Here is a 427-nt window from a genome sequence, read left to right on the forward strand (position 1 = left end):
GTATAGATCTTCGTTGTGCCATATGCTGCCGATATTCCTGATTCATTTGTCTCACAACCAACGACTTCACCTGTATATGGATCACCAGCACCACGTTGAGAACGACGATCAATTCTATTGCTACTATCAAAAGTCATTGAATCACCTGTTTCAGGATCATAATAAATAGTCACTCCTCCAGTCATATCAGTAAGAACAAGAGGAGTTTCAGCACCTGCCCGGTCTGGAGCGGGAGGCCCATATACACTTATAACTCGTTCTAACCCCAGTGGATCAGTGTAACGTATTGGTACCAGTGGATACGTGTATAGATTTATTCCCCCCTTCAACCCTATCGGATCCTGGGTGATATACCGCCCCTGCAACGGATCGTAGTACCGGTGACGGTTGTAATACAGTCCCGACTCCTCATCATACTGCTGCCCCG

General features: G+C 46.6%; 1 protein-coding gene. It reads right to left on the reverse strand.

Going from position 1 to position 427, the window contains the following annotated elements; all coding sequences use genetic code 11:
* Positions 1–427, reverse strand: a 427-nt coding sequence (locus tag RTW80_RS27415; RefSeq protein ID WP_312721240.1) for an RHS repeat-associated core domain-containing protein, incomplete at both ends; no start/stop codon positions are given.

This window comes from Escherichia sp. AM3 (assembly GCF_032029835.1).
GTDB lineage: Bacteria > Pseudomonadota > Gammaproteobacteria > Enterobacterales > Enterobacteriaceae > Escherichia > Escherichia coli.